This is a genomic window from Acidovorax sp. LjRoot204, assembly GCF_056175785.1.
The window spans coordinates 1-1047 of sequence record NZ_JBGFFF010000377.1 but is presented as its reverse complement, the minus strand read 5'-3'; the positions used below and the strand labels follow the sequence as shown (position 1 = coordinate 1047).

Genomic DNA, 1047 nt, shown 5'->3' with positions numbered 1-1047 from the left:
CCGCGAGCACCGTGTGGTAGGCCACCGCGCCCTGCAGCAGGACCCAGATCACGCTGCCGATCAGCGCCCAGTTCAGGCACGACAGGGCCAGCTGGAGCCAGGCCATCCGAAGGGACGGCACCTTGAACGGATAGTGGCGCAGCCGGAACACGTGCCCGCTGGCCAGGGCGCACAGCACGAAGTAGCCCGCGGCCAGCAGCAGCAGCACCGCGCCCAGGATGCGCAGCCCGCCGTTGCCGACCTTCCATTCGGCCGGCAGCACCAGCGGCCAGAAACAGAAGGCCACTCCCGCCACCACCAGGTAGCCGAGCCAGTTGGTCAGCATGCTGAAGCCGAGCACGCGCGTGATGGTGCCGTTGGGAAGGCCCAGCCGCGAATAGAGCCGGTAGCGGAACGCCACGCCGCCCACCAGCGAACCGAGGTTCAGGTTGAAGGCATAGCTGATGAAGGTCACGCCCATGACGGTGCGGGCGCCGAGCGGGTGGCGCGTGAGATGGCGGCCCAGCAGGTCGTAGGTGCTGTAGGTGGCAAAGCTGCCGGCGGCCAGCGCGCCGGCCAGCCACAGCGTGGCCGCGGGCAGCGCGCGCATGGCGTCGAACACCTCCTGCCAGTCGATGGCACGCGCCTGGCTCACGAGCAGCCAGGCGATCAGGCCGAAGAAGGCCCAGACCGCGATGCGCCGCAGCCAGGGCCACCAGGGCCGGTGCGCGGGCTTCGCAGTGGAGATGCTCATGCCGCTTCCGTCGGCGTGGCCCCGTTGTCGCCGGCGCCCTCGCGCTTTTCGCGCTTCTCGGCAAGCTCGATGGCCTCGGCCGGGGTGAGGCGCGGCACCTGCCGCGGCAGCCAGYCGAGCCACGACGGATACCAGCGCAGGAAGTGGAAGATGAAGAAGCTGCGCACCAGCCGCCAGCCGCTCCATCCGCTCTCCGGGTCGGCCTCGCCGATCTGCTGGCAGCTCTCGCGCATGAGCTTGTCCATGCGTTCCCACAGCAGCTGGTTGAAGGCCCTGCCGCGCGCAAACACGTTGGCTTCCAGGTTGAGCGACAG

The 1047-nt window shown here is 69.6% G+C and carries 1 protein-coding gene and 1 pseudogene; both read right to left on the bottom strand.

Translation table 11 applies throughout. The features are described 5' to 3' along the window. On the bottom strand, window positions 1–733 hold a 733-nt coding region (locus tag AC04MI_RS25530; protein ID WP_476499087.1), incomplete at its 3' end, for a lysylphosphatidylglycerol synthase transmembrane domain-containing protein. Then, window positions 730–1047 (bottom strand): annotated as a pseudogene (locus tag AC04MI_RS25525) (cardiolipin synthase ClsB); the annotation flags it as partial. The gene AC04MI_RS25530 and the pseudogene AC04MI_RS25525, both read right to left, overlap by 4 nt.